Origin of the sequence: Streptoalloteichus tenebrarius, assembly GCF_024171885.1 — a bacterium.
In the GTDB taxonomy this organism is placed as follows: Bacteria; Actinomycetota; Actinomycetes; order Mycobacteriales; family Pseudonocardiaceae; genus Streptoalloteichus; species Streptoalloteichus tenebrarius.
The window spans coordinates 1-22,840 of sequence record NZ_JAMTCP010000067.1; the positions used below are offsets into that span (position 1 = coordinate 1).

The 22,840-nt window shown below is 73.8% G+C and carries 23 protein-coding genes; 9 read left to right on the plus strand and 14 right to left on the minus strand.

The window, feature by feature from the left end; genetic code table 11:
• Positions 1-1,114 precede the first annotated feature (1,114 nt).
• Positions 1,115-1,669 (plus strand): DUF2231 domain-containing protein, encoded by a 555-nt coding sequence (locus tag LX15_RS30585; protein WP_253674524.1) that lies wholly within the window; start codon positions 1,115-1,117, stop codon positions 1,667-1,669.
• Here the strand turns inward: LX15_RS30585 and LX15_RS30590 are convergent.
• Genes LX15_RS30590 through LX15_RS30600 form a run of 3 tightly spaced genes read right to left on the minus strand, consistent with a single transcriptional unit; the run spans position 1,656 to position 3,906 of the window.
• Positions 1,656-2,435 (minus strand): MBL fold metallo-hydrolase, encoded by a 780-nt coding sequence (locus LX15_RS30590; protein ID WP_253674525.1) that lies wholly within the window; start codon positions 2,433-2,435, stop codon positions 1,656-1,658. The genes LX15_RS30585 and LX15_RS30590 overlap by 14 nt on opposite strands.
• Positions 2,432-3,271 carry a glutamate racemase gene (murI, locus tag LX15_RS30595; RefSeq protein WP_253674526.1) on the minus strand — a complete coding sequence of 280 codons (840 nt, stop codon included), beginning with the start codon at positions 3,269-3,271 and terminating at the stop codon, positions 2,432-2,434. Before murI ends, LX15_RS30590 begins: the two co-directional genes overlap by 4 nt.
• Entirely contained in the window at positions 3,268-3,906 is a 639-nt protein-coding gene (locus LX15_RS30600; protein WP_253674527.1) for a rhomboid family intramembrane serine protease, read from the minus strand. Before LX15_RS30600 ends, murI begins: the two co-directional genes overlap by 4 nt.
• Positions 3,907-3,984: 78 nt before the next feature.
• On the opposite strand from LX15_RS30600, the gene LX15_RS30605 reads away from it, so the two are divergent.
• Positions 3,985-4,857, plus strand: a complete 873-nt coding sequence (locus LX15_RS30605; RefSeq protein ID WP_253674528.1) for an SMP-30/gluconolactonase/LRE family protein — start codon at positions 3,985-3,987, stop codon at positions 4,855-4,857.
• 114 nt (positions 4,858-4,971) lie between these two features.
• On the opposite strand, the gene LX15_RS30610 is transcribed toward LX15_RS30605, so the two are convergent.
• The 6 genes from LX15_RS30610 to clpS form a co-directional block, all read right to left on the minus strand.
• Complete coding sequence (locus LX15_RS30610; protein WP_253674529.1) at positions 4,972-5,922, minus strand: PLP-dependent cysteine synthase family protein; 951 nt, start codon at positions 5,920-5,922, stop codon at positions 4,972-4,974.
• A gap of 21 nt (positions 5,923-5,943) precedes the next feature.
• Positions 5,944-6,222: a MoaD/ThiS family protein gene (locus LX15_RS30615; protein ID WP_253674530.1), complete on the minus strand. Its 279-nt coding sequence runs from the start codon at positions 6,220-6,222 to the stop codon at positions 5,944-5,946.
• Between the two features lie 86 nt (positions 6,223-6,308).
• Entirely contained in the window at positions 6,309-6,764 is a 456-nt protein-coding gene (locus LX15_RS30620) for a M67 family metallopeptidase (protein WP_308213543.1), read from the minus strand.
• 151 nt (positions 6,765-6,915) lie between these two features.
• The gene (locus LX15_RS30625; RefSeq protein WP_372502824.1) at positions 6,916-7,959 is read right to left on the minus strand and encodes a P1 family peptidase; all 1,044 of its coding nucleotides are present in this window, start codon (positions 7,957-7,959) and stop codon (positions 6,916-6,918) included.
• A gap of 82 nt (positions 7,960-8,041) precedes the next feature.
• A complete protein-coding gene (locus LX15_RS30630; RefSeq protein WP_253674533.1) occupies positions 8,042-8,635 on the minus strand; it encodes a DUF2017 domain-containing protein in 594 nt (197 codons plus the stop codon).
• A gap of 15 nt (positions 8,636-8,650) precedes the next feature.
• On the minus strand, positions 8,651-8,962 hold the full coding sequence (clpS, locus tag LX15_RS30635) for an ATP-dependent Clp protease adapter ClpS (protein WP_253674535.1): 312 nt from the start codon (positions 8,960-8,962) through the stop codon (positions 8,651-8,653).
• Between the two features lie 240 nt (positions 8,963-9,202).
• Between clpS and LX15_RS30640 the strand changes: the two genes are divergently transcribed.
• The 3 genes from LX15_RS30640 to LX15_RS30650 all read left to right on the plus strand — a co-directional run bounded on the left by LX15_RS30640 (position 9,203) and on the right by LX15_RS30650 (position 12,510).
• Positions 9,203-10,501, plus strand: coding sequence for a nicotinate phosphoribosyltransferase (locus LX15_RS30640; RefSeq protein ID WP_253674537.1), 1,299 nt, complete (start codon positions 9,203-9,205; stop codon positions 10,499-10,501).
• 12 nt (positions 10,502-10,513) lie between these two features.
• Complete coding sequence (locus LX15_RS30645) at positions 10,514-11,083, plus strand: isochorismatase family protein (RefSeq protein ID WP_253674539.1); 570 nt, start codon at positions 10,514-10,516, stop codon at positions 11,081-11,083.
• Between the two features lie 830 nt (positions 11,084-11,913).
• Positions 11,914-12,510: a biotin transporter BioY gene (locus tag LX15_RS30650; protein ID WP_253674540.1), complete on the plus strand. Its 597-nt coding sequence runs from the start codon at positions 11,914-11,916 to the stop codon at positions 12,508-12,510.
• 286 nt (positions 12,511-12,796) lie between these two features.
• Here the strand turns inward: LX15_RS30650 and LX15_RS30655 are convergent, their stop codons facing one another.
• A complete protein-coding gene (locus tag LX15_RS30655; protein WP_253674541.1) occupies positions 12,797-13,240 on the minus strand; it encodes a hypothetical protein in 444 nt (147 codons plus the stop codon).
• A gap of 113 nt (positions 13,241-13,353) precedes the next feature.
• On the opposite strand from LX15_RS30655, the gene LX15_RS30660 reads away from it, so the two are divergent.
• Positions 13,354-14,145 carry a nucleotidyltransferase domain-containing protein gene (locus LX15_RS30660; RefSeq protein WP_253674542.1) on the plus strand — a complete coding sequence of 264 codons (792 nt, stop codon included), beginning with the start codon at positions 13,354-13,356 and terminating at the stop codon, positions 14,143-14,145.
• A gap of 101 nt (positions 14,146-14,246) precedes the next feature.
• The gene (locus LX15_RS30665; RefSeq protein WP_504978738.1) at positions 14,247-16,250 is read left to right on the plus strand and encodes an ATP-dependent DNA helicase; all 2,004 of its coding nucleotides are present in this window, start codon (positions 14,247-14,249) and stop codon (positions 16,248-16,250) included.
• Between the two features lie 162 nt (positions 16,251-16,412).
• On the opposite strand, the gene LX15_RS30670 is transcribed toward LX15_RS30665, so the two are convergent.
• The 3 genes from LX15_RS30670 to ctaD form a co-directional block, all read right to left on the minus strand.
• Positions 16,413-17,198: an aminoacyl-tRNA hydrolase gene (locus LX15_RS30670; protein WP_253674543.1), complete on the minus strand. Its 786-nt coding sequence runs from the start codon at positions 17,196-17,198 to the stop codon at positions 16,413-16,415.
• Positions 17,195-18,421, minus strand: coding sequence for a phosphoserine phosphatase SerB (serB, locus tag LX15_RS30675; RefSeq protein WP_253674544.1), 1,227 nt, complete (start codon positions 18,419-18,421; stop codon positions 17,195-17,197). The genes LX15_RS30670 and serB overlap by 4 nt, the downstream gene beginning before the upstream one ends.
• A gap of 141 nt (positions 18,422-18,562) precedes the next feature.
• Positions 18,563-20,350 carry an aa3-type cytochrome oxidase subunit I gene (gene ctaD / locus LX15_RS30680; RefSeq protein WP_253674545.1) on the minus strand — a complete coding sequence of 596 codons (1,788 nt, stop codon included), beginning with the start codon at positions 20,348-20,350 and terminating at the stop codon, positions 18,563-18,565.
• A gap of 228 nt (positions 20,351-20,578) precedes the next feature.
• Here ctaD and LX15_RS30685 point away from each other — a divergent pair, with 228 nt between their 5' ends.
• Positions 20,579-21,064, plus strand: coding sequence for a hypothetical protein (locus LX15_RS30685; RefSeq protein WP_253674548.1), 486 nt, complete (start codon positions 20,579-20,581; stop codon positions 21,062-21,064).
• A gap of 77 nt (positions 21,065-21,141) precedes the next feature.
• A complete protein-coding gene (locus LX15_RS30690; protein WP_253674550.1) occupies positions 21,142-21,759 on the plus strand; it encodes a DUF305 domain-containing protein in 618 nt (205 codons plus the stop codon).
• Between the two features lie 166 nt (positions 21,760-21,925).
• On the opposite strand, the gene LX15_RS30695 is transcribed toward LX15_RS30690, so the two are convergent.
• On the minus strand, positions 21,926-22,660 hold the full coding sequence (locus LX15_RS30695; protein WP_253674552.1) for a DJ-1/PfpI family protein: 735 nt from the start codon (positions 22,658-22,660) through the stop codon (positions 21,926-21,928).
• Positions 22,661-22,840: the final 180 nt, after the last annotated feature.

The window sequence follows — 22,840 nt, forward strand, 5'->3', positions numbered from 1 at the left end:
GCCCACGACCACCGGCCACACGCAGGCCTCCCAGACAACACGCCGGGCCGCACCTTCCTCTACTCCGCCCACCACCAACCAGGCGCGGATGCCCAGCAAGACGCAGCGGTGGGCGTGGCGACACCTTTCCTTCTCCGCTCACGACCACCCACCAGGTGCGGGTGTCCCGCAAGGCACAACGGCGGCCGTGAGCAACACTCCTCCCTTCTCCGCCCGCGGACACCGACCGGGTGCGGATGCCCAGGAAGGCGCAATGGCGAGCGTGGACCGGACCAGACTGCTCCCATCCCCGCCCACGACCACCGACCGGTGCGGGTGTCCCGCACGACACAACGGCGGCCGTGGGACACACTTTTCGCTTCCGTGCCCACGACCACCCACCAGGTGCGGGTGCCCCGCAAGGCGCAACGGTGGGCGCGGGCGACACCTTCTCCTCCGCCCACGGACACCAACGAGGTGCGAGTGCCCAACAAGACAAAGAGGTGGGCGTGAACGACACTTTTCTCTTCTCTGCCCACGGACACCGGCCACGCGCAGGCCTCACAAACGACATGGTGAGCCGCACCTTCCTCTACTCCGCCCACGGACATCGACCGGGCGCGGGTCCCCAGCAAGGCGTAACGACGGCCGTGAGCGACACTCTTCTGTCCTCCGCCCATGACCACCTACCGGGTGCGGATGCCCAGCAACACCCACCGGTCGGCGTGAGCCACACTCTTCGCTTCCCTGGCCCCGGACACCCATCAGGTGCGGGTGTCCCGAAAGGCACAACGGCAGCCGCGAGCGACACTTTTTCGCTTCCCTGCCCACCACCACCCACCAGGCGCGAGTGCCCAGCACGAGACAGCGATCGGCGTGAGCAACACCCTTCTCTGCTCCGCCCATGGACATCGACCGGGCGCGGATGCCCAGCAAGACGCAGCGGTCGGCGTGGGCGACACCTTTCCTTCTCCGCTCACGACCACCCACCAGGTGCGGGTGTCCCGCAAGGCGCACCGGCGGCCGTGCGCCACACTGCTCCCCTCCCCACTCACCACCGCCAACCAGGTGCGGGCCTCCCGCGACGGCGCTGGTGGTGGGCGACGACGGCCCGCGAGACCCAGGCGGAGGCGGTATGACGACCGCGCAGGAGCTGACCACGCTGGACGGCATCCCCCTGCACCCGCTGGTCGTGCACGCCGTCGTCGTGTTGCTGCCGCTGGCGGCGGTCGGCGCGATCGCGGCGGCGGCGCGTCAGGCGTGGCGGCGCAGGTACGGCCCGGCGGTGCTGGCGGTGACCGCGCTCGCCGTGCTGGCGACGCCAATCGCCCAACGCACCGGCGAGCAGCTCCGGACCCCGCTCACCGCCGTCGCCCCCAACCCCCTCATCGCGCGGCACGAGGAGCTGGGCCGGCAGCTCCTGCCCGTGGCGCTGGGCCTCGGCGTGGCGTTGGTGCTGCTCCTCGTCGCGGGCCGGCTCGCCGACCGGGAGCGGACCGCCGACCAGGCCGGCAGGACCGCGCCGGCCGACGACGCCCCGGTGGCGGTCCCGCGCACGTGGCGGCGGATCGCCCTGGGAGCGGCTGTCCTGGTGGTCGTCCTCGCCGTGGCCACCGTCGTCCAGGTGGTCCGCGCCGGCCACTCGGGGTCGGTCGCCGTGTGGCAGGGCACCGGCGTCAGCGGGTCGTAGCCGCCAGGACCGGGTGCTCGGCTCCGGGAGCCGCCAGCTCGACCGGCCCGGAGAAGGCCGCGCGCGCCTCGGCCGCCACCGACTCCGCGTCGAACCAGGGCGCGATGTGGGTCAGCACCAGTTTCCGCACCCCGGCCGCCGTCGCCAGCTCCCCGGCCTCCCGCCCCGACAGGTGCAGGTCCCGGGGGAGGTCGGGCAGGTCGGGCCAGGTCGCCTCGGACAGCAGGACGTCCGCTCCCCGCGCCAGTTCCACCACGGCGTCACACGGCCCGGTGTCGCCGGTGTAGGCGAGCACCGCGCCCTCGTGCTCGATCCGGAAGCCGAACGCCTCGCAGGGGTGGGCCACCCGCGCCGCGGTCACGACGCACTCGCCGATCCGCACCGTGCCCGGCTCCAGCGGGCGGAAGGCGAACACGTCCGACAGGTCGGTCTCGGCCAGCTCGGCCGCGCTCGGCGCGTAGGCGGCCGCCAGTCGGGAGGCGGCCTCGCGGGGCGCGTGCACCGGGAGCGGCGCGGCGGGGCGGCGCACCGGGTCATACCTGCGGAGCACCGCGAGCGCGGTCATGTCGGCGCAGTGGTCGGGGTGGAGGTGCGACAGCAGCAGCGCGTCGAGGGAGAGCGGGTCGCGCCGCGCCGACAGCGCCGCCAGGACCCCGTTGCCGAAGTCCAGGGCGACCAGGGTTCCGCCCGCCTGGACGAGGTAGCCCGACGCGGGGACACCGGGACCGGGCACGCTGCCCGAACAGCCGAGGACGGTGAGGATCACACGAGCGAGGGTGGCACGGCCACCCGCCCGGCGTCTGTGCGACTCGTCACAGACCCCAGCTCCGGCCCCAGGAAGCGTCGCGCCAGGCGGGCGAACGGCTCGGCGGGCCCGGTCGCGGTGAACTCGTGGGCCGGCGGCTCCGGCCCCACCTCCGCCAGCAGGTCGTGCTCGACCAGGACGCGGAAGACGTCCTTGGCCGTCTCCTCCGCGCTGGACACCAGCGTCACGTCGGGGCCGAGGACGACCTGGAGCACGCCGGTGAGCATCGGGTAGTGCGTGCAGCCGAGGATCACCGTGTCGACGCCGGCCCGCTGGAGCGGCTCCAGGTAGCCCTGGGCCAGGCCGAGCACCTGCCGGCCCGAGGTGATGCCCCGCTCGACGAACTCGGCGAACCGGGGACAGGCCGCGCTGGTGACCTCGACGTCCCGCGCGGCGGCGAAGGCGTCCTCGTAGGCCCTGGACCGGATCGTCGCCTCGGTGCCGATCACGCCGATGCGGCCGTTGCGGGTGGTGGCGGCGGCCCGGCGCACCGCCGGCAGCACCACCTCGACCACCGGGACGTCGTACCGCTCCCGCGCGTCGCGCAGACAGGCCGACGACGCGGAGTTGCAGGCGATGACCAGCATCTTCACCCCGCTGGCCACCAGCGAGTCGCCGATCGTCAGCGCGAGCCGCCGCAGCTCGGCGATGCTCTTCGGCCCGTAGGGGCTGTTCGCGGTGTCGCCCACGTACCGGAGCCGCTCACCCGGCATCTGGTCCGCGATCGCGCGGGCGACGGTGAGCCCGCCCACTCCCGAGTCGAAGATGCCGATGGGGGCGTCGGGGCTGAGCGTCACGCCCTCACGCTACCGGAGGGCCTCCTCCGCCCCGGCCGGTCCGCCCTGGCCACCAGCCACGCGGCGAGCACGCCGCCGACGGCGCCGAACAGGTGGCCCTGCCAGGAGACGCCGCTGGTCGTGGGCAGCACGCCCCACAGCATGTAGCCGTAGTAGAGGAACAGCGCGACCGCGAGCAGGATCTGGGCGACGCTGCGCGCGAAGAACCCGCGCACCAGCAGGAACGCCAGCCAGCCGAAGATCAGGCCGGACGCGCCCACGTGGTAGCCGGAGCCGCCGCCCACCCAGGTGCCCAGGCCGCCCACCAGCCACACCACGGCGGTCACCGCGACGAACTGCCCGAGGCCGCCGGACATGGCGAGGAAGCCCAGCACCAGGAACGGCAGGGTGTTGGCGGCCAGGTGGTCCCACCCGGCGTGCAGCAGCGGCGCGAACAGGACGCCGTCGAGTCCGGAGACCTCCAGTGGCTGGATGCCGCCCCAGCGGTCGAGTCGGCCGTCGAAGCCGACGACGTCCACCAGTTCGATCAGGTACAGCAGCGCGGTCCACGCCAGGACCACGACCGCGGCCTGCTTGGGCCGGGGCGGCAGCACGCGGTTCACGGTCGGTCGCGCGGGCACGGTCACGGGGTCCACGTCCGCCCACGGTACGGGCCGGACCACCACGCGGGCTCCGGGATGACCCTGAGTTCTCCCTCCAATAGGGTGCCCCGCATGGGTGATCATCGGGGAACCGAGGTCGCGGTGCGCGCCGAAGCCGAACTCGGCGGTAACCCGACCTGGGATGCCATGTACTCCTCCCTCCTGTGGGTGGACGTGCTCGGCAGCCAGGTGCACCGGTTCACCCCCGGGCCGGACAGCGACGCCGTGCTGGACGTCCCGCAGCACGTCGGCGCGGCCAAGCCGCGCGCCGTCGGCGGGCTGGTGCTCAACCTGCGGGACGGCGTGGCCCTGGTGGACCGGGACGGCAGCCGCCGGTGGCTCGTCTACTGGGCGCGGGACGGCATGCGCGGCGGCGACGCCGGCGTCGACCCCTGCGGCCGGCTCTGGGCCGGCACGCTGCGGTACCGGGGTGCCGAGGGCGGCGGCTGGCTGACCTGTGTGGAGCCGGACGGGGCCGCGCGCGTCGTGCTGGACGACGTGGCGCTGGGCGGCGGCGTGGCGTGGCGGCCGGACGGGCGGCAAATGATCTTCGTGGACTCGCCGTCGCGGCGGATCGACGTGCTCGACTTCGACCCGGCGACCGGACGGGCCACCGACCGCCGGCCGCTGTGCGAGATCGAGCCCGATGCCGGTTTCCCCGCCGGTGTCTGCGTGGACTCCGACGACTGCGTGTGGGTCGCCCTGTGGGACGGCGGGGCCGTGCGCCGCTACACCCCGGACGGCCGGCTGGACCGGCACGTCCCGCTGCCGGTCACCCGCCCCTCGGCGTGCGCCTTCGGCGGCGACGGGCTGACCGACCTCTACGTCACGACGGTGCGCGCCGGACTGGACGAGGCGGTGCTCGCCGAGCAGGAGCTGGCCGGCTCGCTGCTCGTGCTGCCGGACGCCGGCAACGGCGTGGCCGCCCCGGCCTTCCCCGGCTGACCGCCGACGCGACGAGCCGCGACGAGCCCCCGGTCCTCGGGTGACGCGGACCGGGGGCTCGTGGTCACGAGGGCCGACCGACCAGGACGGTCGGGGAGGCGGCCCAGGAGGCGGCTAGGCCCAGAGGTGCCCCTCCAGCCGCGCGGCGGCCTCCTCCAGGGAGCCGCTGTAGGCGCCCGTGGACAGGTACTTCCACCCGCCGTCGGCCACGACGAACACCACGTCCGCGCGCTCCCCGGTGCCGGCGGCCTTCTCCGCCACGGCCAGCGCCGCGTGCAGGATCGCCCCGGTGGAGATCCCGGCGAAGATGCCCTCGACCTCCAGGAGCTGGCGCGTCCTGCGGAGCGCGTCCTGGGAGCCGACGGAGAACTTGCCGGTCAGCACGTCGGGGTCGTACAGCTCCGGCACGAACCCCTCGTCGAGGTTGCGCAGGCCGTACACCAGCTCGCCGTACCGCGGCTCGGCCGCGACGATCTGCACGTCCGGCTTGTGCTCCCGCAGGTAGCGGCCGACGCCGACCAGCGTCCCCGTGGTGCCGAGCCCGGCGACGAAGTGCGTGACCGTGGGCAGGTCGCGCAGGATCTCCGGGCCGGTGGTGCGGTAGTGCGCGTCCGCGTTGGCCGGGTTGCCGTACTGGTACAGCATCACCCAGTCCGGGTTGGCCGCGGCGAGCTGCTTGGCCAGGGCCACGGCCATGTTCGACCCGCCGGCCGCCGGAGAGGAGATGATCTCCGCGCCGTAGGCGGCCAGAAGCTGGCGCCGTTCCTCGGAGGTGTTCTCCGGCATGACGCAGACCAGGCGGTACCCCTTGAGCCGGGCCGCCATGGCCAGCGAGATGCCGGTGTTGCCCGACGTGGGCTCCAGGATGGTGCTGCCCGGCCGCAGCCGGCCGTCGCGCTCGGCGGCCTCCACCATCGCCAGGGCGGGGCGGTCCTTGATCGAGCCGGTCGGGTTGCGGTCCTCCAGCTTCGCCCACAGCCGCACGGTCTCCGACGGGGACAGCCGGGGCAGCCCGACGAGCGGGGTGTCACCCAGCGCGTCGAGCAACGAGTCGTAGCGGGCCACGGCGGGCCACCTCCACCCGGTCTACCGCATGCCGCCGGCCACGGCCGGCAGGATCGTCACGTCGGCGCCCTCGGAGACCTTCGCCTCCAGGCCGCCCTGGAACCGCACGTCCTCGTCGTTGACGTAGACGTTGACGAACCGGTGCAGGCTGCCGTCCTTGACCAGCTTCGCCTTCAGGCCGGCGTGCCGGCTCTCCAGGTCGTCGATGACCTCGGCCAGCGTGCTGCCCGACGCCTCGACGGACTTCTGCCCACCGGTCAGGTTGCGCAGGATGGTGGGGATCGAGACGGTCACGGCCATGGTGGGACCTCCTGTCCACAGTGGAATCCAACGCGGAACGGCGCAGTCGGCCGGGCGAGACGCCAGCGGGCCGGGCACGCGCGTGGTCAGCGACAGTCGGGAACGTCGTCGGCGCCCGTGTGGGAGAACATGTACGACTCGACGACCTCGACGGGTTCCTCGGTGACCACGCCGTCGACGATGCGGTACGACCGCAGCTCGTGCTCGTGCGGGTCCCGCGTGGAGACCAGCACGTAGTGCGCGTCCGGCTCGGACGCGTAGGAGATGTCGGTGCGGGACGGGTAGGCCTCGGTCGCGGTGTGCGAGTGGTAGATCACCACGGGCACCTCGTCGGCGCGGTCCATCTCCCGCCACACCCTGAGCTGCTCGAGCGAGTCGAACCGGTAGAACGTCGGGGAACGCTCGGCGTTGGTCATCGGGACGAACCGCTCAGGGCGGTCGGACCCCGCGGGGCCGGCGATCACACCGCACGCCTCGTCCGGGTGGTCGCGACGGGCATGCGCCACCATCGCGTCCACCAGATCACGTCGGATCACCAGCACGAGCCCATCCTACGGGCCGTCGGAACCAGTCCTACGGTGTGAGAAGTCGCATTCCGCGACGACGCGCCCACCCAGCGGCACCGCTCTTGACCCGTGCGGCCCACCGGTCCGGCCACGTGGATGAATCCCCTTCCCACACCTGTCGGACGGGTCAACGACCGCCGCTGAAAGCGGAGGGAAAGACGTCGCGGTAGGCCGGCGCCGCGCCGACGGTCGTGGCGGCGAGCAGCCCGTGGACGACGGCCCGGGAGACCACGTCCGCCGCGGCGGCGCAGACGGCGTCCAGCGCGCCGGCGCGGCTGGCCGCCGAGGCGTACGCGTCCGCGTCGTGCCCCAGCTCGCGCCGGCCGGTCGACACCGCGAACAGCGTGTCCCCGTCGAAGAGGGAGTGGGCGGGGCGGATCGCCCTGGCCAACCCGTCCTGGGCGACCGTGGCCACCCGGCGGCACTCCGCCTTGGACAGGGCGGCGTCGGTCGCGACCACCCCGATGACCGTGTTCATGGGCTGCCGGACGCTCACCAGCCGCTCCTTCGCCCGCGCCAGGTCCTCCGCCGCGGGCGCGCGCAACCCGAACTCACCGGGCAGTCCCAGCTCCCACGCCCACGGCGTGCCCCGGTCGGGGTCGACGACCTCCCCGAAGGCGTTGACGGCGAGCACGGCCCCGACCACCGAGCCGTCGGGCAGCACGGCGCTCGCGGTGCCGACCCCACCCTTGAGAGATCCCGCCGTCGCGCCCGTGCCCGCGCCGACGCAGCCCTGCGCGACGGGGCCGTCCGTGGCGGCCGCGCAGGCGGCGTAGCCGAACTCCGCGTCGGGACGGTTCCCCCAGTCGCCCAGGGGCAGGTCGAACAACACGGCGGCCGGGACGATCGGCACGACCTGGTGCGGCTCGGCGCCCACCGGGAAGCCGTGGCCGCGCTCGGCGAGCCAGCGCATCACGCCATCGGCGGCGGCCAGCCCGTACGCGCTGCCGCCCGCCAGGCAGACGCCGTGCACCCGGTCGACCAGGCGGGACGGGTCGAGCAGCTCGGTCTCCCTGGTGCCGGGGCCGCCCCCTCGGACGTCGACGCCGCCCACCGCGCCCTCGGGGGTCAGGACGACGGTCGCGCCGGTCGCCCACCCCGCGCCGAGCCGGTGGTGGTGCCCGACGAGCACACCGGGCACGTCGGTGATCGCGTTGTGCGGGCCGGACACCAGCCCGGTCGGCGCGCCGGGCGGACCGGAGGGTCCGGGCACGGTGGAGGCACCGGACGGGCCGGACACGCCGGCGCCCGGCTCAGTTGGCGAACTCGTCCCCACCGACCACCGCCTGGACCAGGCTCTCCTGCACCCAGGTCAGCCACTGGTAGACGCCGTAGTGCGGGCCGCGCGGGTCGTCCTCGGGCAACACGTCCGGCGTGTCCTCGGTGATCTGGAGCGCGGTGCCCAGCGCCAGCCGCACGTCGTTGATGGCCGTCAGCCAGGCCTCGGCCTCCTCCTCGGACAGCCGGGCCACGCCGCCGTCCGGCGGGCAGGTCCGCAGCACCACCGCGGCCACCCCGGTCTTGCGGTCCAACAGCTCGGGCTCGTGCAGCGAGCGCATGGCGGCGGCCGCGTCCATGTCGGCGGCGGCCGACGGCGGCAGCTCGCCGTGCTCGTCCAGGTCGACCCGGTGGAAGTCGGGCAGCAGCCGGGCCAGGATCGGGTCCTCAGGAGGGGACGAGTGCCCGGTGCGGATCCCGGTCAACGCGGCCAGCTCGTCCTCGGGCTGCTCGGCCACCCTGGCGTCGAGCATGTCCTTGATCTGCCCGACCATGCCGCGGACCAGCGCCGCCTCCTGCCGGTCGAGCACGCCGACGATCTGCGCCCCGTGGCGCTTCCAGGCTTCCATCAGGTCCCCACCCGCTCACGACTCGCGCTGCATGGTCGCCCACAGGCCGGCCGCGTGCAGCCGCGCCACGTCGCCCTCGACCTTCTCCTTGGAGCCGGAGGAGACGACCGCCCTGCCCTTGTGGTGCACGTCCAACATGAGCTTGGTGGCCTTCTCCCGGCTGTAGCCGAAGAGCTTCTGGAACACGTAGGTCACGTAGGACATCAGGTTGACCGGATCGTTCCAGACGATCGTCAGCCAGGGTCGGTCCTCGGCCCCGACCTCGGCGGCGCCCTCGTCCACGGCCGGGTCGACCTGCGTCCGCTCCTGCTCGACGGGCGTGGTCATGACATCAATGGTGGCACGCGCCCCGGACACCGGAGGGCGATGGGGGCGGCACGGGCCCCGGGCGTCGACGGACCGTGACGACCGGCGGCGGAGGAGCGGAGGAGCGCGGGAGCCGGTGACCGGCGGCGGTCCGGGCGACGGTCCGGGCGACAGTCCGACGGCGGCCCGATGACGGCCTTGGTCACAGTCGCGCCCACGGGAGGGCCGGTCGCGGCCGGGTCGGTTCTAGGCTCAGCGGCTATGACGGCCGCGCAGCCCGAGAGCACCGCGTTGTTCACCGACCACTACGAGCTGACCATGCTGGCCAGCGCGTTGCGGGACGGCACGGCGCAGCGGCGCTGCGTCTTCGAGCTGTTCGCCCGGCGGCTGCCCGACGGCCGCCGCTACGGCGTGGTCGCGGGGACCGGTCGGCTGCTGGAGGCCCTCGAACACTTCCGGTTCACCGACGCCGAGCTGACCGCGCTGGCCGAGTCGAGGGTCGTCGACGACGCGACCCTGCGCTGGCTGGCCGACTACCGGTTCACCGGCGACGTGGACGGCTACCCGGAGGGCGAGCTGTACTTTCCCGGCTCGCCGATCCTCACCGTCACCGGCACGTTCGCCGAGGCCGTCGTGCTGGAGACGCTGGCGCTGTCGATCCTCAACCACGACAGCGCGGTGGCCTCGGCCGCGGCGCGCATGGTCTCGGCGGCCAACGGCCGGCGCATGATCGAGATGGGCTCGCGGCGGGCCCACGAGGAGGCGGCCGTGGCCGCCGCCCGCGCCGCCTACCTCGCCGGGTTCACCGCCACCTCCAACCTGGAGGCGGGCCGGCGCTACGGCATCCCGACCGCCGGCACCACCGCGCACGCCTTCGTGCTGCTGCACGACGACGAGGAGGCGGCCTTCCGCTCGCAACTGGCCGCGCTGGGCCCCCAGACCACGTTGCTGGTGGACACCTTCGACATCACCGCGGGCATCGACGCGGCGATCAGGGCGGCCGGCCCCGAGCTGGGCGCGATCCGCATCGACTCCGGCGACCTCGGCGTGCTGGCCCGGCAGGCCAGGGAGCAGCTCGACCGGCTGGGCGCCCGCAACACCAAGATCGTGGTGTCCGGCGACCTCGACGAGTTCGCGATCGCCGCGCTGCGGGCGGAGCCGGTGGACGCCTACGGCGTGGGCACCTCGGTGGTGACCGGCTCCGGCGCGCCGACCTCCGGCATGGTCTACAAGCTGGTCGAGGTCGAGGGCCGGCCGGTGGCCAAGCGCAGCTCGCACAAGGAGTCCCGGGGCGGCCGCAAGGCCGCGCTGCGCCGGCACAAGCCGACCGGCACCGCGATCGAGGAGGTCGTCTACCCGCACCGGGGGCCGGAGCCGGAGCGCGGGGAGCACGACCGCGCGCTCCAGGTCCCGCTGGTGCGGGCTGGACAGCCGGTGGCCGACCTGCCCACCCTGGAGGAGAGCAGGGAGCGGCTGCGGCGGGCGCTGGTGAGCGTGCCGTGGGAGGGTCTGAAGCTCTCGCACGGCGAGCCCGCCGTTCCCACCGTGTTCCTCGGCTGAGGGGTGGCGGCGATGGCCAGGGCACTGATCGTCGTGGACGTGCAGAACGACTTCTGCGAGGGCGGGTCGCTGGCGGTGTCCGGTGGGGCCGAGGTCGCGGCGGCGATCTCCCGGCACCTGGCGGGGCACCGGTACGAGCACGTGGTGGCGACGCGGGACCACCACGTCGACCCGGGCGCGCACTTCAGCGACGAGCCGGACTACGTCGACACCTGGCCGCCGCACTGCGTGGTCGGCACGCCGGGTGCGGAGTTCCACCCGAACCTGGACACCGGCCAGTTCGACGCCGTCTTCTCCAAGGGCGCCCACTCCGCCGCCTACTCCGGCTTCGAGGGCGAGGACGAGACCGGCAGGAGCCTGGCCGACTGGTTGCGGGATCACGACGTGGACAGCGTGGACGTGGTCGGCATCGCGACGGACCACTGCGTGCGCGCCACGGCGCTGGACGCGGTGCGCGAGGGCTTCGCCACGACGGTGCTGCTCGACCTCACGGCCGCTGTCGCCCAGCCGACGGCCGAGAGCGCCCTCGACCAGCTCCGCGAGGCCGGTGTCACCCTCGTCGGCGCGCCCTACCAGGGCTGAGGCGCGGGGGTTCTCCACCGGTTCCGGGACTCTCGGGGCTCTCTGGGATGCCCACAGGAGTTGGGGGTCGCGGGTTGTCCCGCGGTTCTGGGCAGACTGCCGGCTGCCAGCTCGCTCACGTGAGAACGGTGGGCCTTCCCGCCTTCTGGGACGGGACAACGGTCGTGCCTTGCGGCGAGGCCCTCTCCCACAGCGGCGGGACGTCTCTCACCGCCCAGGCGTCCCGCCTGACCTCCCACCCCAGAACAGCCCCCGCCCTCTCCGGGGGGCGAGCCCCGCTCCAGCCTACCGACAACCACCCCACGCCGAAGGGTCACATCGGTCCGCTGTGGACAACTCCATCCCCTGTGGACAACCCCGTCGCCCAAACCGGCGAAAGGGTTGACACCACACAGAAAACCGTTCACCACTCCCGTGCGCCGGGGAGCACATTCACCAGAGGACAGCCCCCACCCGCCCTGGGGGGCGAGCCCCGCTCCAGCCTATCGTCTCCCACCCCTCGGGAGAACGGCATCGCCGCGACCTGTGGACAACTCAGGCCCCTGTGGATAACTCCCCCTGTTCCCGAGAAAACCACTTGACAACCAATGAACAGCCGCACCACACGAGACCACCCCTCCCACAGGCGAGAAAAGCCCGGCGCCCCAACGAGTTCACCAACCCGCGACCCGCCCCCGCGCCGCCCTCCAGCCCCCGTGGAGCCGAACTCGACCCCGCCAGCACATGATCTCGATCACCACCCGCAGATCTTTGTGAGGTCTCGACAACGACCAGCGACGGTCGGCCCGGTTAGCCTCCGGGAGCAAGCCCCCGTCACAGTGGAGGTCCCCGTGTCCCTTGCCGCACACCCCGTCGGCCTGGCGCGCCCGCGCGCGGTCCTCGCCGACCTCGTTCCCGGCGCCGCCGTCCGCGACGCCGTCCTGGTCCTCGCCGGCGCGGGCCTGACCGGGCTGCTCGCGCAGGTCGCGCTGCCGATCCCCGGCAGCCCGGTGCCGGTCACGGCCCAGACCCTCGGCGCGCTGCTCGTGGGCGCCGGCCTCGGCTGGCAGCGCGGTTTCGCCGCCATGGCGCTGTACCTGCTCGCCGGCGTGGCCGGGGTGCCCTGGTTCTCCGCCGGCTCGGCGGGCTGGGGCGGCGCGAGCTTCGGCTACGTCGTGGGCTTCCTGGTCGCGGGCACCCTGGTCGGCGCGCTGGCCGCCCGCGGCGGCGACCGCACCCCGCTGCGCACGGCGGGCACGATGGTGCTGGGCAACCTGGCGATCTACGCGGTGGGCGTGCCGTGGCTGATGGCGGTCACCGGCTTCGACCTCGGCACGGCGCTCGCCAAGGGCATGCTGCCGTTCCTCGTCGGCGACGCGCTGAAGATCGCGCTGGCCGCGGGCCTGCTGCCCGGCGCGTGGGCGCTGGTCCGGCGCTTCCAGCGCTGACCGACCCGCCCTCCGGTCGGTGGACCGCCGGGCCCCTGGTCCCCTGGTCCGCCGAGCCCGTGGGCCGCCGCCCCCTGGCCGAGCCCCTGGGCCGCCGGCCCCTGCTCCCCTGGTCCACCGACCGGCCAGGAACCAGGAACACCGGCACATCCGGAACAGCGACACATCCCGAACACCCGACGGCGGGTGGCCCGCGTCCTCCCCGGACGCCGGCCACCCGCCGTCGGGCTGTCGGGGCTCCTCCGAAGCTGGCTCCCCAAGCCTCGCTTCCGGACCTCGGAACGCCTCAGCAGGTCCGTTGGGCGTCGTCGTCCGCGCCGGCGTCCAGCGGCCGCACCCGGTCCAGGTCCACCACCGTCGGCTGGAGGCGGTGGGTGACCTCGCCGCTGCCGTTCGTCACGGTCGCGTTGACCTGCACCCGGCCGGTGCTGCGCACCAGGTCCCACCGCGCGACGTCCCAGCCCGGCGGCGGCCCGTACAGCCCCACCCTCAGCACGCGCCCGGTGGTCCGCGTGCGCGCCCTGGCCACCTCGCCGTCGGCCGCCCGGTTCGTGATCACCAGCTCCACCTGCTCCCCGCCGGCGCAGGTCCCGAGGACCGCCACCACCACGTCGTTGCGGTCCCTGCCCACCAGGATCCGCCCCCGCTCCTGGGGTTGGCAGCCGGTGATCACGAGCAGGAGGGCGGCCACCAGGGGCAACCACCGCGCCGAACGGGGGGGAGGGGACACGGGAAGCATCCTGGCGTGCTCCATCCGGCCCAACGGCGGGCCGAGACCGTCCCGTGAGGGAACCGGCACCGGATCGTCGTCACCCCGCGCCGCCACCCGCTACCGTCGCCCGGGTGACCGACATCGCGTTGTCGCCGGCCGCGGCCGAGGCCGCCGCCGAGCACCTGGCCCGTCTGGACGCCGCCGCCCCCGGCCTGGTCGTGGGCCTGCACGTGATCGGGTCGGCCGCGCTGGGCGACCACCACCCCGCCGTGTCCGACCTCGACGTGGTCGCGGAGCTGTCCAGGGAGCCCGACGCCGACGACCTGGCGGCCCTGGCCGCGGCCCACACCGGCGCCGGTGTGCACGTGGAGGCGCTGTACCTGCGGGCCGGCGAGCTGGCCGGCCCGCCCGAGAGCGCCAGCACCGGTCCCTGGGCGAACGACGGCAGCCTCAACGTCACCGACCGCGCGTTCCTGCTGAACCCGGTCACCTGGCTCCAGCTCGACCGGCACCGGGTGACGGTGCGCGGCGACGAGCCGCACCCGCCGGTGGACCTGGCGGCCGTGCGCGCGTTCTGCCAGGAGAACCTCGCCTCCTACTGGGCTCCGCTGCTCCAGCAGGTCGCCGTGATGATGGGGCTGCGCGGCGACGACACCCCCGTGCTGGCCGAGGGTGTGATGTGGATCGCGTTCGGTCCGGCCCGGCTGTGGCACACGCTGCGCACCGACGAGATCGTCAGCAAGACCAGGGCGGCCGAGCTGGCCTCGGCGGCCTGGCCGGACCTGGCAGGGCCGCTGCGCGAGCTGGCCGCGGCCCGCGCCGGAGAGCCGGTGTCGCTGACCAGGGAGCACGGCAGGGCAGCGCTCGACCTGGGCCGGCGCATCCTGGCGGAGGTCGAGGTGCCCGTCGGCCCGGGCCGGTAGCGTGCGGTGTCGTGCCGGCCTCCTCCCTCCAGTCAGCCAAGCCCCTTCCGACCACGGGGGACGTCGAGGTCCCCGACGTCACCGCCCTGCTCGCCGCGGCGGTGTCGGCCGTGGGCGGGGCGGAGCGGCCCGGCCAGGTCGCGATGACCGAGGCCGTGGCCAGGGCGATCCGGACCGGTGAGCACCTGGCCGTGCAGGCCGGGACCGGGACCGGCAAGTCGCTGGCCTACCTGGTGCCGGCGCTGCGGCACGCCGTCACCGAGGACGCCACGGTCGTGGTCTCCACCGCGACGATCGCCCTGCAACGGCAGCTCGTCGACCGGGACCTCCCCCGGCTGGCCAAGGCGCTGGCGCCCCTGCTGGGCCGGGAGCCCCGGTTCGCCATCCTCAAGGGCCGGCGCAACTACCTGTGTCTGCACCGGCTGCACACCGGCGCGCCCGAGGAGCCGGAGGAGGCCGGGCTGTTCGACCCGTTCGCGGTGTCGGCGATCGGCCGGCAGGTGAAGCGGCTGCACGAGTGGTCCTCGGACACCGAGACCGGGGACCGGGACGAGCTGGTGCCGGGCGTCGGCGAGCACGCGTGGCGCCAGGTCTCGGTGTCCGCCAAGGAGTGCCTGGGCGTCTCCCGGTGCCCGGTCGGCACCGACTGCTTCGCCGAGCGGGCCCGCGCCGAGGCCGGGAAGGCGGACGTGGTCGTCACCAACCACGCCCTGCTGGCCATCGACGCCCTTCAGGGCTATTCGGTGCTGCCGGAGCACGACGTGGTGATCGTGGACGAGGCGCACGACCTGGTGGACCGGGTCACCTCGGTGGCCACGGCGGAGCTGACCGCCAACGCGGTCGCCGCCGCCGCGCGGCGCTGTGGCCGGCTGGTCAGCGAGGACATCGCCGACCGGCTCGCCGAGGCGGGCGACGGGCTGGCGCTCACCCTCGCCGAGCTGTCCCCCGGCCGGCTCGACGACCTTCCGACGCCGCTGGCCGGCGCGGTGGCCGTGGTCAGGGACGCCGCGCACGCCTGCGTCACCGCGCTCGGCCCCGAGCGCAAGGAGGACGTGGAGGGCAGCACGGCGCGCAAGCTCGCGCTGGCCCTGCTGGAGGAGGTGCACGACACCGCGGTCCGGCTGCTGGCGGCGTTCGAGCCGGCCGAGTCGGAGCGGCACGACGTGGTGTGGATCTCCGGCGGCGTCACCCAGGACCAGGTGCGGCCGGCCGCGCTGCGGGTCGCCCCGCTCAGCGTCGGCGGGCTGCTGCGGGAGCGGCTGTTCGGCCCGCGCTCGGTGGTGCTCACCTCGGCGACCCTCACCCTCGGCGGCACGTTCGACACGTTGGCCCGGCAGTGGGGCCTGCCGCCCTCGCCCGCTCCCCGGCGTCGCGCGGAGGGCGCGGCCACGGAGAAGGAGCCGCCGGCCGACGACACCGGGTCCCCGGAGCTGGACGGTCCGAAGTGGACGTCGCTGGACGTGGGCTCCCCGTTCGACCACCCGCGCAGCGGCATCCTCTACGTGGCCCGGCACCTGCCGCCGCCGGGCAGGGACGGGTTGCCGCCGCAGTACCTCGACGAGCTGGCCGGGTTGGTCGAGGCCGCCGGGGGACGCGCGCTCGGCCTGTTCTCCTCGATGCGCGCGGCCAGGCAGGCCACCGAGGCGCTGCGGGAGCGGCTGCCGAACACGATCCTGTGCCAGGGCGACGACTCGACCTCGTTGCTGGTCAAGCAGTTCGCGGAGGACGAGGCGACCTGCCTGTTCGGCACGCTGTCGCTGTGGCAGGGCGTGGACGTGCCCGGCCCGTCGCTCCAGCTCGTGGTGATGGACCGCATCCCGTTCCCCCGGCCCGACGACCCGCTCGCCTCGGCCCGGCAGCGGGCGGTCGCCGCCAGGGGCGGCAACGGGTTCCTCACCGTCGCCGCGACCCACGCCGCCCTGCTGCTCGCGCAGGGCGCCGGCCGGCTGCTGCGGTCGATGAACGACCGGGGTGTGGTCGCGATCCTCGACCCCCGGTTGGCCACGGCCCGCTACGGCGGGTTCCTCCGCGCCTCCCTGCCGCCGTTCTGGACCACCCACGACCCGGAGGTCGTCCGCGCCGCCCTGCGCCGCATCAACACCTGACACCCGGCGGGTCCGCCCGGCGCGGCGGGTCCGAGCGGGACGCGGCTGGTCCGAGCGGGACGCGGCTGGTCCGGGCGGGACGCGGCGGGTCCGCGCCGAGTGCGGCCGGGCGCGGGCAGGATGCGGCCGGGCGCGGGCAGGATGCGGACCGGCGCGGGCGGGTCAGGGCCAGGTCGCGAGGACGGTGACCGTCCCCGGCGCGACCTCGGTGAACCCGGCGTCGCGCACGGCGGCCACCCGGTGCTTCCGCCAGGCCCGCTCCGGGCTGTCCCCGGGGTGCAGCCGCGCCCACCTCGCCTCGTCCGCCCGCCGCACCGCGCACGGCAGGCCCGCCGCGGTCCAGTCCGCGACCGCCCCGTGCTCCCCGTCGGCGTAGAGCAGCGCGGCCAGGATCATCGTCGCGTGCCCGACCTGGGCCGCGGCCTTGCCGACGGTCATCGGCACGGTCGGGTTCAGCCACAGCACCGGCACGTCGGGGGGCGGCGGACCCGGCTCGTCGTCCGGCAGGTCCGTGCCGGAGATCTGGAGCTTGGCGACCTCGCGCGGCACGTCGACCACCCTGCCGGGCAGCAACGCGCGCGCCTGCGCCCCGTCACACGTGATCGTCCTGCCCGGCAGCTCGCCGACGGCCGCCCACTGCGCGCCCCGCGCCCGCCGCGACACCTTGCGGATGCGGCCCCGCACCCACGTGTCCACCGCGTCGTGCCACTCGCCGCCGGGCTCCGCCCTCGGGTCGAGGCAGACGGCCACCGCGGCCGACGCCGCCGCGGCGAGCACCGCGGACCGCGCCGGCGGCTCCGCCCGCTCCACACGCAGCACGACCGGCATGGCGCGGACCTGCTCCGGGTCCTCGTCGGACACGTCCACGGTGGCCGGGGCCGGCAGCGCCAGCCAGGTGGCGTACCGCGCGGCGAGGTGGTCGAGGGCCGTCGGCGTCACCGGTGTCACAACCGCTCCAGGCGCAGTCCGTCGGCGGCGTCCGCCGCCTCCACCTCGGCCCTGGTCACGCCCAGCAGGAACAGCACCGCGTCGAGGAACGGGTGGGACAGGGCGGCGTCGGCGACCTCGCGCAGCGCCGGCTTGGCGTTGAACGCCACGCCCAGACCGGCCGCCGACAGCATGTCGATGTCGTTGGCGCCGTCGCCCACGGCCACGCACTGGGCCAGCGGGACGCCGTACTCGCTGGCGAAACGACGCAGCGCGGCGGCCTTGCCCGGCCGGTCCACCACCTCGCCCACCACGCGCCCGGTGAGCCGGCCGTCCCGCACCTCCAGCTCGTTGGCGGCGCAGAAGTCCAGCCCCAGCTCGTCCACGAGCCGCTGCACGACCTGCGTGAAGCCACCCGAGACCACGCCGCAGCGGAAGCCGAGGCGGCGGAGCGTGCGGATGGTCGTGCGGGCGCCCGGCATCAGCTCCAGCGTCTCGGCGACCTCGTCGAGCACCCCGGCCGGCAGGCCCTCCAGCAACGCCACCCTGCGGTGCAGCGACTCGGTGAAGTCCAGCTCGCCCCGCATGGCGGCCTCGGTGATCTCCCGGACCTCCTTCTCGAACCCGGCGTGCGCGGCCAGCATCTCGATGACCTCGCCCTGCACCAGGGTCGAGTCGACGTCGAAGACCACCAGCCGCTTGGCCCTCCTGGCCAGGCCGGCGCGCTCCACCGCGATGTCGACCTTGATCCGGGACGAGACCTCGGCCATGGCCGAGCGCAGCTCGGCGTCGGAGGAGGCGCTGTCGTCGGCGGCGGAGACCAGCAGCTCCAGCCCGGTCACCGGGTAGTCGGCCACCCTGCGGATGGCGTCGATGTTGGCGCCCAGCGCGGCCAGCCTGCGGGCGACCTCGGTGAACGACCGCGCGGTGACCGGGCGGCCGAGCACCACCAGGACGTGGCTGGAGCCCAGCCGGGCGCGGGCGGCGCTGTCCGCGCCGATCTCCACCTCGACCTGCATGCCGACGGTGGCCATGGCCTGCTCGACGGCCTCCTGCAACCCCTCGGGGTCGTGGTCGGCGGCCACCAGCACGCCCAGCACGAGCCGGCCCCTGATCACCACCTGCTCCACGTCGAGCACCTCGACCCCGTGCCGGGTGAGGGCGGCGAACAGCACGGAGGTGACCCCGGGCTTGTCCGGCCCGGTGACGGTGATCAGGACGGTGGTGGCGTTGGGCGCGGTCACGTGCCGGTCTCCTGTCGACGACGGCGGTGTCTGGGGGCGGGAACGGGACGAGCCCCGGCCACCAGTATCGGTGGCCGGGGCTCGTCGTCGAGCCGGTGGGGTCGCCCCGGGAGGAATCCCGGCGGGGGCCGACCCCGCGGGTCACTTGCCCTTCGGATCGCCGTCCGACGAGTCCGCCGAGCCCGCCTGGCCGGACTGGACCGCGGCGGCGGCCAGCTCCGACGGGGCGGCGTGGTGCTGCGGCTTGCCGGTCAGGCCGACGTGCGCCTCCAGCCGCATCCGCTCGGTCATGTGCGGGTAGTGCAGCTCGAACGCCGGGCGCTCGGAACGGATCCGGGGCAGCTCGGTGAAGTTGTGCCGCGGCGGCGGGCAGGAGGTGGCCCACTCCAGCGAGTTGCCGTAGCCCCACGGGTCGTCCACCTCGACGATCTCCCCGTAGCGGTAGCTCTTGAACACGTTCCAGATGAACGGGAGCATCGAGGCGCCCAGGATGTACGCGCCGATCGTGGAGATCGTGTTCAGGGTGGTGAACCCGTCGCTGGGCAGGTAGTCGGCGTACCGGCGCGGCATGCCCTCGTTGCCCAGCCAGTGCTGCACCAGGAACGTGCCGTGGAAGCCGATGAACGTGGTCCAGAAGTGGAGCTTGCCCAGCCGCTCGTCGAGCAGGCGGCCGGTCATCTTCGGGAACCAGAAGTAGATGCCGGCGAAGGTCGCGAAGGCGATGGTGCCGTACAGCACGTAGTGGAAGTGCGCCACCACGAAGTAGGTGTCCGACACGTGGAAGTCGATCGGCGGGGCGGCCAGCAGCACACCGGACAGACCGCCGAAGAGGAAGGTCACGATGAAGCCGATGCTGAACAGCATCGGGGTCTCGAACGTGAGCTGCCCCTTCCACATGGTGCCGATCCAGTTGAAGAACTTCACGCCGGTCGGGACCGCGATCAGGAAGGTCATGAACGCGAAGAACGGCAGCAGGACCGCGCCGGTGGCGTACATGTGGTGCGCCCACACGGTCACCGACAGGGCCGCGATCACCAGGGTCGCGTAGACCAGTCCCTTGTAGCCGAACAGCGGCTTACGGCTGAACACCGGGAAGATCTCGGACACGATGCCGAAGAACGGCAGCGCGATGATGTAGACCTCGGGGTGGCCGAAGAACCAGAACAGGTGCTGCCACAGGATGACGCCGCCGTTGTTCGGGTCGAACACGTGGGCGCCCAGGTGCCGGTCGGCGATCAGGCCGAGCAGCGCGGCGGTCAGGATCGGGAACGCCATGAGCACCAGCAGGCTGGTGACCAGGATGTTCCACGTGAAGATCGGCATCCGGAACATGGTCATGCCGGGCGCGCGGAGGCACACCACGGTGGTGATCATGTTGACGGCGCCGAGGATGGTGCCGAGACCGGAGACGACCAGGCCGGACAGCCACAGGTCGGCGCCCACGCCCGGGGAGTTCACCGCGTCGGACAGCGGCGTGTAGGCGAACCAGCCGAAGTCGGCGGCGCCGCCCGGGGTGAGGAACCCGCTGAGGGTGATGAGGCTGCCGAAGAGGAACAGCCAGTAGGAGAACGCGTTCAGCCGCGGGAACGCCACGTCCGGCGACCCGATCTGCAACGGCAGGATGTAGTTGGCGAAGCCGAAGACGATCGGCGTCGCGTACAGCAGCAGCATCACCGTGCCGTGCATGGTGAAGAGCTGGTTGAACTGCTCCTGCGACAGGAATTGCAGACCCGGCCTGGCGAGCTCGGTGCGCATCAGCAGCGCCATCACGCCGCCGACCAGGAAGAAGGCCATCGACGTGACGATGTACATGATGCCGAGCTGCTTGTGGTCCGTGGTCCGGAACATCCGCAGCAGGAACGAACCCTTGACCGTCTGACGCGCCGGATACGGGCGCGCCGCGATCGGCTGGGGGGCGACGGCCGTCACGGTGCCTCCTGCACTCGCCTGGTGGACCTTCATACCTGCTCGGCACGGGGTCGCGAGGCGACCTCATGCCTCACCGGATCGTAGACCTCGGGTTCGCGCCCGACGCGGTGGCCCCGGGCAACACGATCTGTTGTCGCACGTCGACGGCCTGCATGGTTAGCCAAGTCACATGTAGTCAGCCAACTCGTGGCGGCTTCGCCCGGATCGTCCCCGGCTAGGCTGCCGGCCGTGGTCGGCGACCGGCACGACGCGAACGCCCGCTCCGGGCTCCGCCTCGCGCTGCTCGTGCTGACCCTCGCGGCGGGAGTGCTGGCGATGCACCAGATCGCCCGCCCCTCCTGGCCGACGCCGCCGTCCCCGGCCGCCGCCCTCGCAACCGACCACAGAGGACATCACGCCGGAGACCGCGCCGAACACCACGCGGGATCTCCCGGTGGTGAGGCCGCCCTCGGCGACCGCGACGGCGGGCTCGGCGGAGATCACGGCCAGGGCCACGGCGGAGGCCACGGCACTGTCCACACAGGACTTCACCTGTGCCTGGGCCTGGTCGTCACCGCCCTCGGTCTCCTCGTGCTCCGGCTGCTCGGGCGGACGCGGCCGACGCCGGCGACCCGCCAGCCGGCGCTCGCGTGGTGCGGCGGAGCGCCACCGCCGGAACGCGGTCCCCCTACCGGGTCCCTCCTTCTTCCCGCGCTCTGCGTGTGGCGGCTGTGACCGGTCCACTGGTGTGCGACGCGCTCGCCCGCACACCAGTCCGGTCACGCCCACACGACCAACGCAGGGAGAAGACCGTGCGCAGGAAGATCGTCACCGTCGTCGCGCTGTCCGCCGGGCTGCTGCTCGCGGCCGGCTGCTCCAACTCCGACCACACCGGCCAGAACGGCGGGACCACGCCGCCCTCCGCGACCTCGACCCCGTCCGGAACGGGGACCTCGACCCAGGGCGGGCAGCACAACCAGGCCGACGTCACGTTCGCGCAGCGGATGATCCCGCACCACGTGCAGGCCGTGGAGATGGCGCGGATGGCGCCCGCCCACGGCGCGAGCCAGAAGGTCGTGGACCTGGCGCACCGGGTGGAGCGCGCCCAGCAGCCGGAGATCGACCAGATGACCGGCTGGCTCCGGCAGTGGGGAGCCACCGTGCCCAGCGCCGGCGGCGGGCACGCCGGCCACGGCGGGTCCGGCATGATGAGCGAGCAGCAGATGGCCGCGCTCCAGGCCGCGCGGGGTCCCGAGTTCGACCGCCAGTGGCTTCAGATGATGATCGAGCACCACCGCGGCGCGGTGGAGATGGCGCGCGTCGAGCAGGCCCAGGGCTCGTCCCCCGAGGCCAGGGACCTGGCGCGGAGGATCGTCGAGTCGCAGCAGGCGGAGATCGACGAGATGACCGCCCTGCTCCGGCAGGGCTGACGGGCCGGGTTGACCGACAGGGCTGACCGACAGCTCTGACCAGCCCGGCCGATCAGCCCGGTCGACCAGCCGACCAGCGCGGGGCGGGCGCCGGGAAGGCGCCCGCCCCACTGGTCACGCCCGCCGGCCACACCCGTCAGCCACGGCGGTCGGTCACGCCGAACGGTCACACCGGGGGCTCCGGGTCGTACTGGATGCCGCGCCGCACCGCCCTGGCGCGTTCCCGGCCGGCCAACCGCAGGACCAGGTGCAGCGCCATGTCGATCCCGGCCGACACCCCGGACGAGGTGATCACGTCGCCGTCGTCGACGAACCTGTCGTCGGAGCGGACGTCCACGGTGGGGTCGGCCGCCCGCAGCTCGTCCAGCGCTCCCCAGTAGGTCGTGGCGGGCCGGTCCCGCAGCAGGCCGGCCGCCGCGTAGACGAGCGAGCCCGTGCACACGCTGGTCATCAGGGGCACGTGGGCGCGCTGCTCCCGCACCCACGCCAGCCAGTCCTCGTCCCGCATCAGCGGACGGGTGCCGGCGCCGCCGGGGTGCACCAGCACGGTCGCGGGCGGCGCGTCGTCGGGGGTGTGGTCGGCGAGGACGGTGAGCCCCTTGGCGCAGCGGACCTCCCGCCGTCGCGCGACCGTCCACACGCGAACGCCGTCCCCGGGGAAATGCCTGGCCCAGTACGTCAGCACCTCCCACGGTCCGACGGCGTCGAGTTCCTCCACGTCGTCGAACAGGACGATGCCGATCCCGATGCCGTGCCCGGCGTCGGTGCCGGTGTCGGCGTTGATTCCGGTTTCGGTGTTGATTCCGGTTTCGGTGTTGATTCCGGTTTCGGTGTTGATTCCGGTTTCGGTGTTGATTCCGGTTTCGGTGTTGATCCGGCTGAGCGGCCGTCGTTCCGTCATGGCCGCATGCTCGTCGGGACGTGTCCCCTCCGGAGGTGGCTCGATCGCCATGCTGCGCAAGGATCGGGCCATGTCTGGATCGGACACCGTCGCCGTCGACGCCGAGAGCGGTCCGGCACCCCGACACATCGCGCCCCGACACGCCGGGCGCCGGCCGTCGTCCCGGTCGTCGTCCCGGTC

What these genes read in the sequence shown, in the direction of transcription:
- LX15_RS30585 (WP_253674524.1), top strand. Translation starts at nt 1,115, where the DNA reads ATGACGACCGCGCAGGAGCTGACCACGCTGGACGGCATCCCCCTGCAC.
- LX15_RS30605 (WP_253674528.1), top strand. Translation starts at nt 3,985, where the DNA reads ATGGGTGATCATCGGGGAACCGAGGTCGCGGTGCGCGCCGAAGCCGAA.
- LX15_RS30615 (WP_253674530.1), bottom strand. Translation starts at nt 6,222, where the DNA reads ATGGCCGTGACCGTCTCGATCCCCACCATCCTGCGCAACCTGACCGGT.
- LX15_RS30630 (WP_253674533.1), bottom strand. Translation starts at nt 8,635, where the DNA reads ATGGAAGCCTGGAAGCGCCACGGGGCGCAGATCGTCGGCGTGCTCGAC.
- clpS (WP_253674535.1), bottom strand. Translation starts at nt 8,962, where the DNA reads ATGACCACGCCCGTCGAGCAGGAGCGGACGCAGGTCGACCCGGCCGTG.
- LX15_RS30640 (WP_253674537.1), top strand. Translation starts at nt 9,203, where the DNA reads ATGACGGCCGCGCAGCCCGAGAGCACCGCGTTGTTCACCGACCACTAC.
- LX15_RS30645 (WP_253674539.1), top strand. Translation starts at nt 10,514, where the DNA reads ATGGCCAGGGCACTGATCGTCGTGGACGTGCAGAACGACTTCTGCGAG.
- LX15_RS30695 (WP_253674552.1), bottom strand. Translation starts at nt 22,660, where the DNA reads ATGACGGAACGACGGCCGCTCAGCCGGATCAACACCGAAACCGGAATC.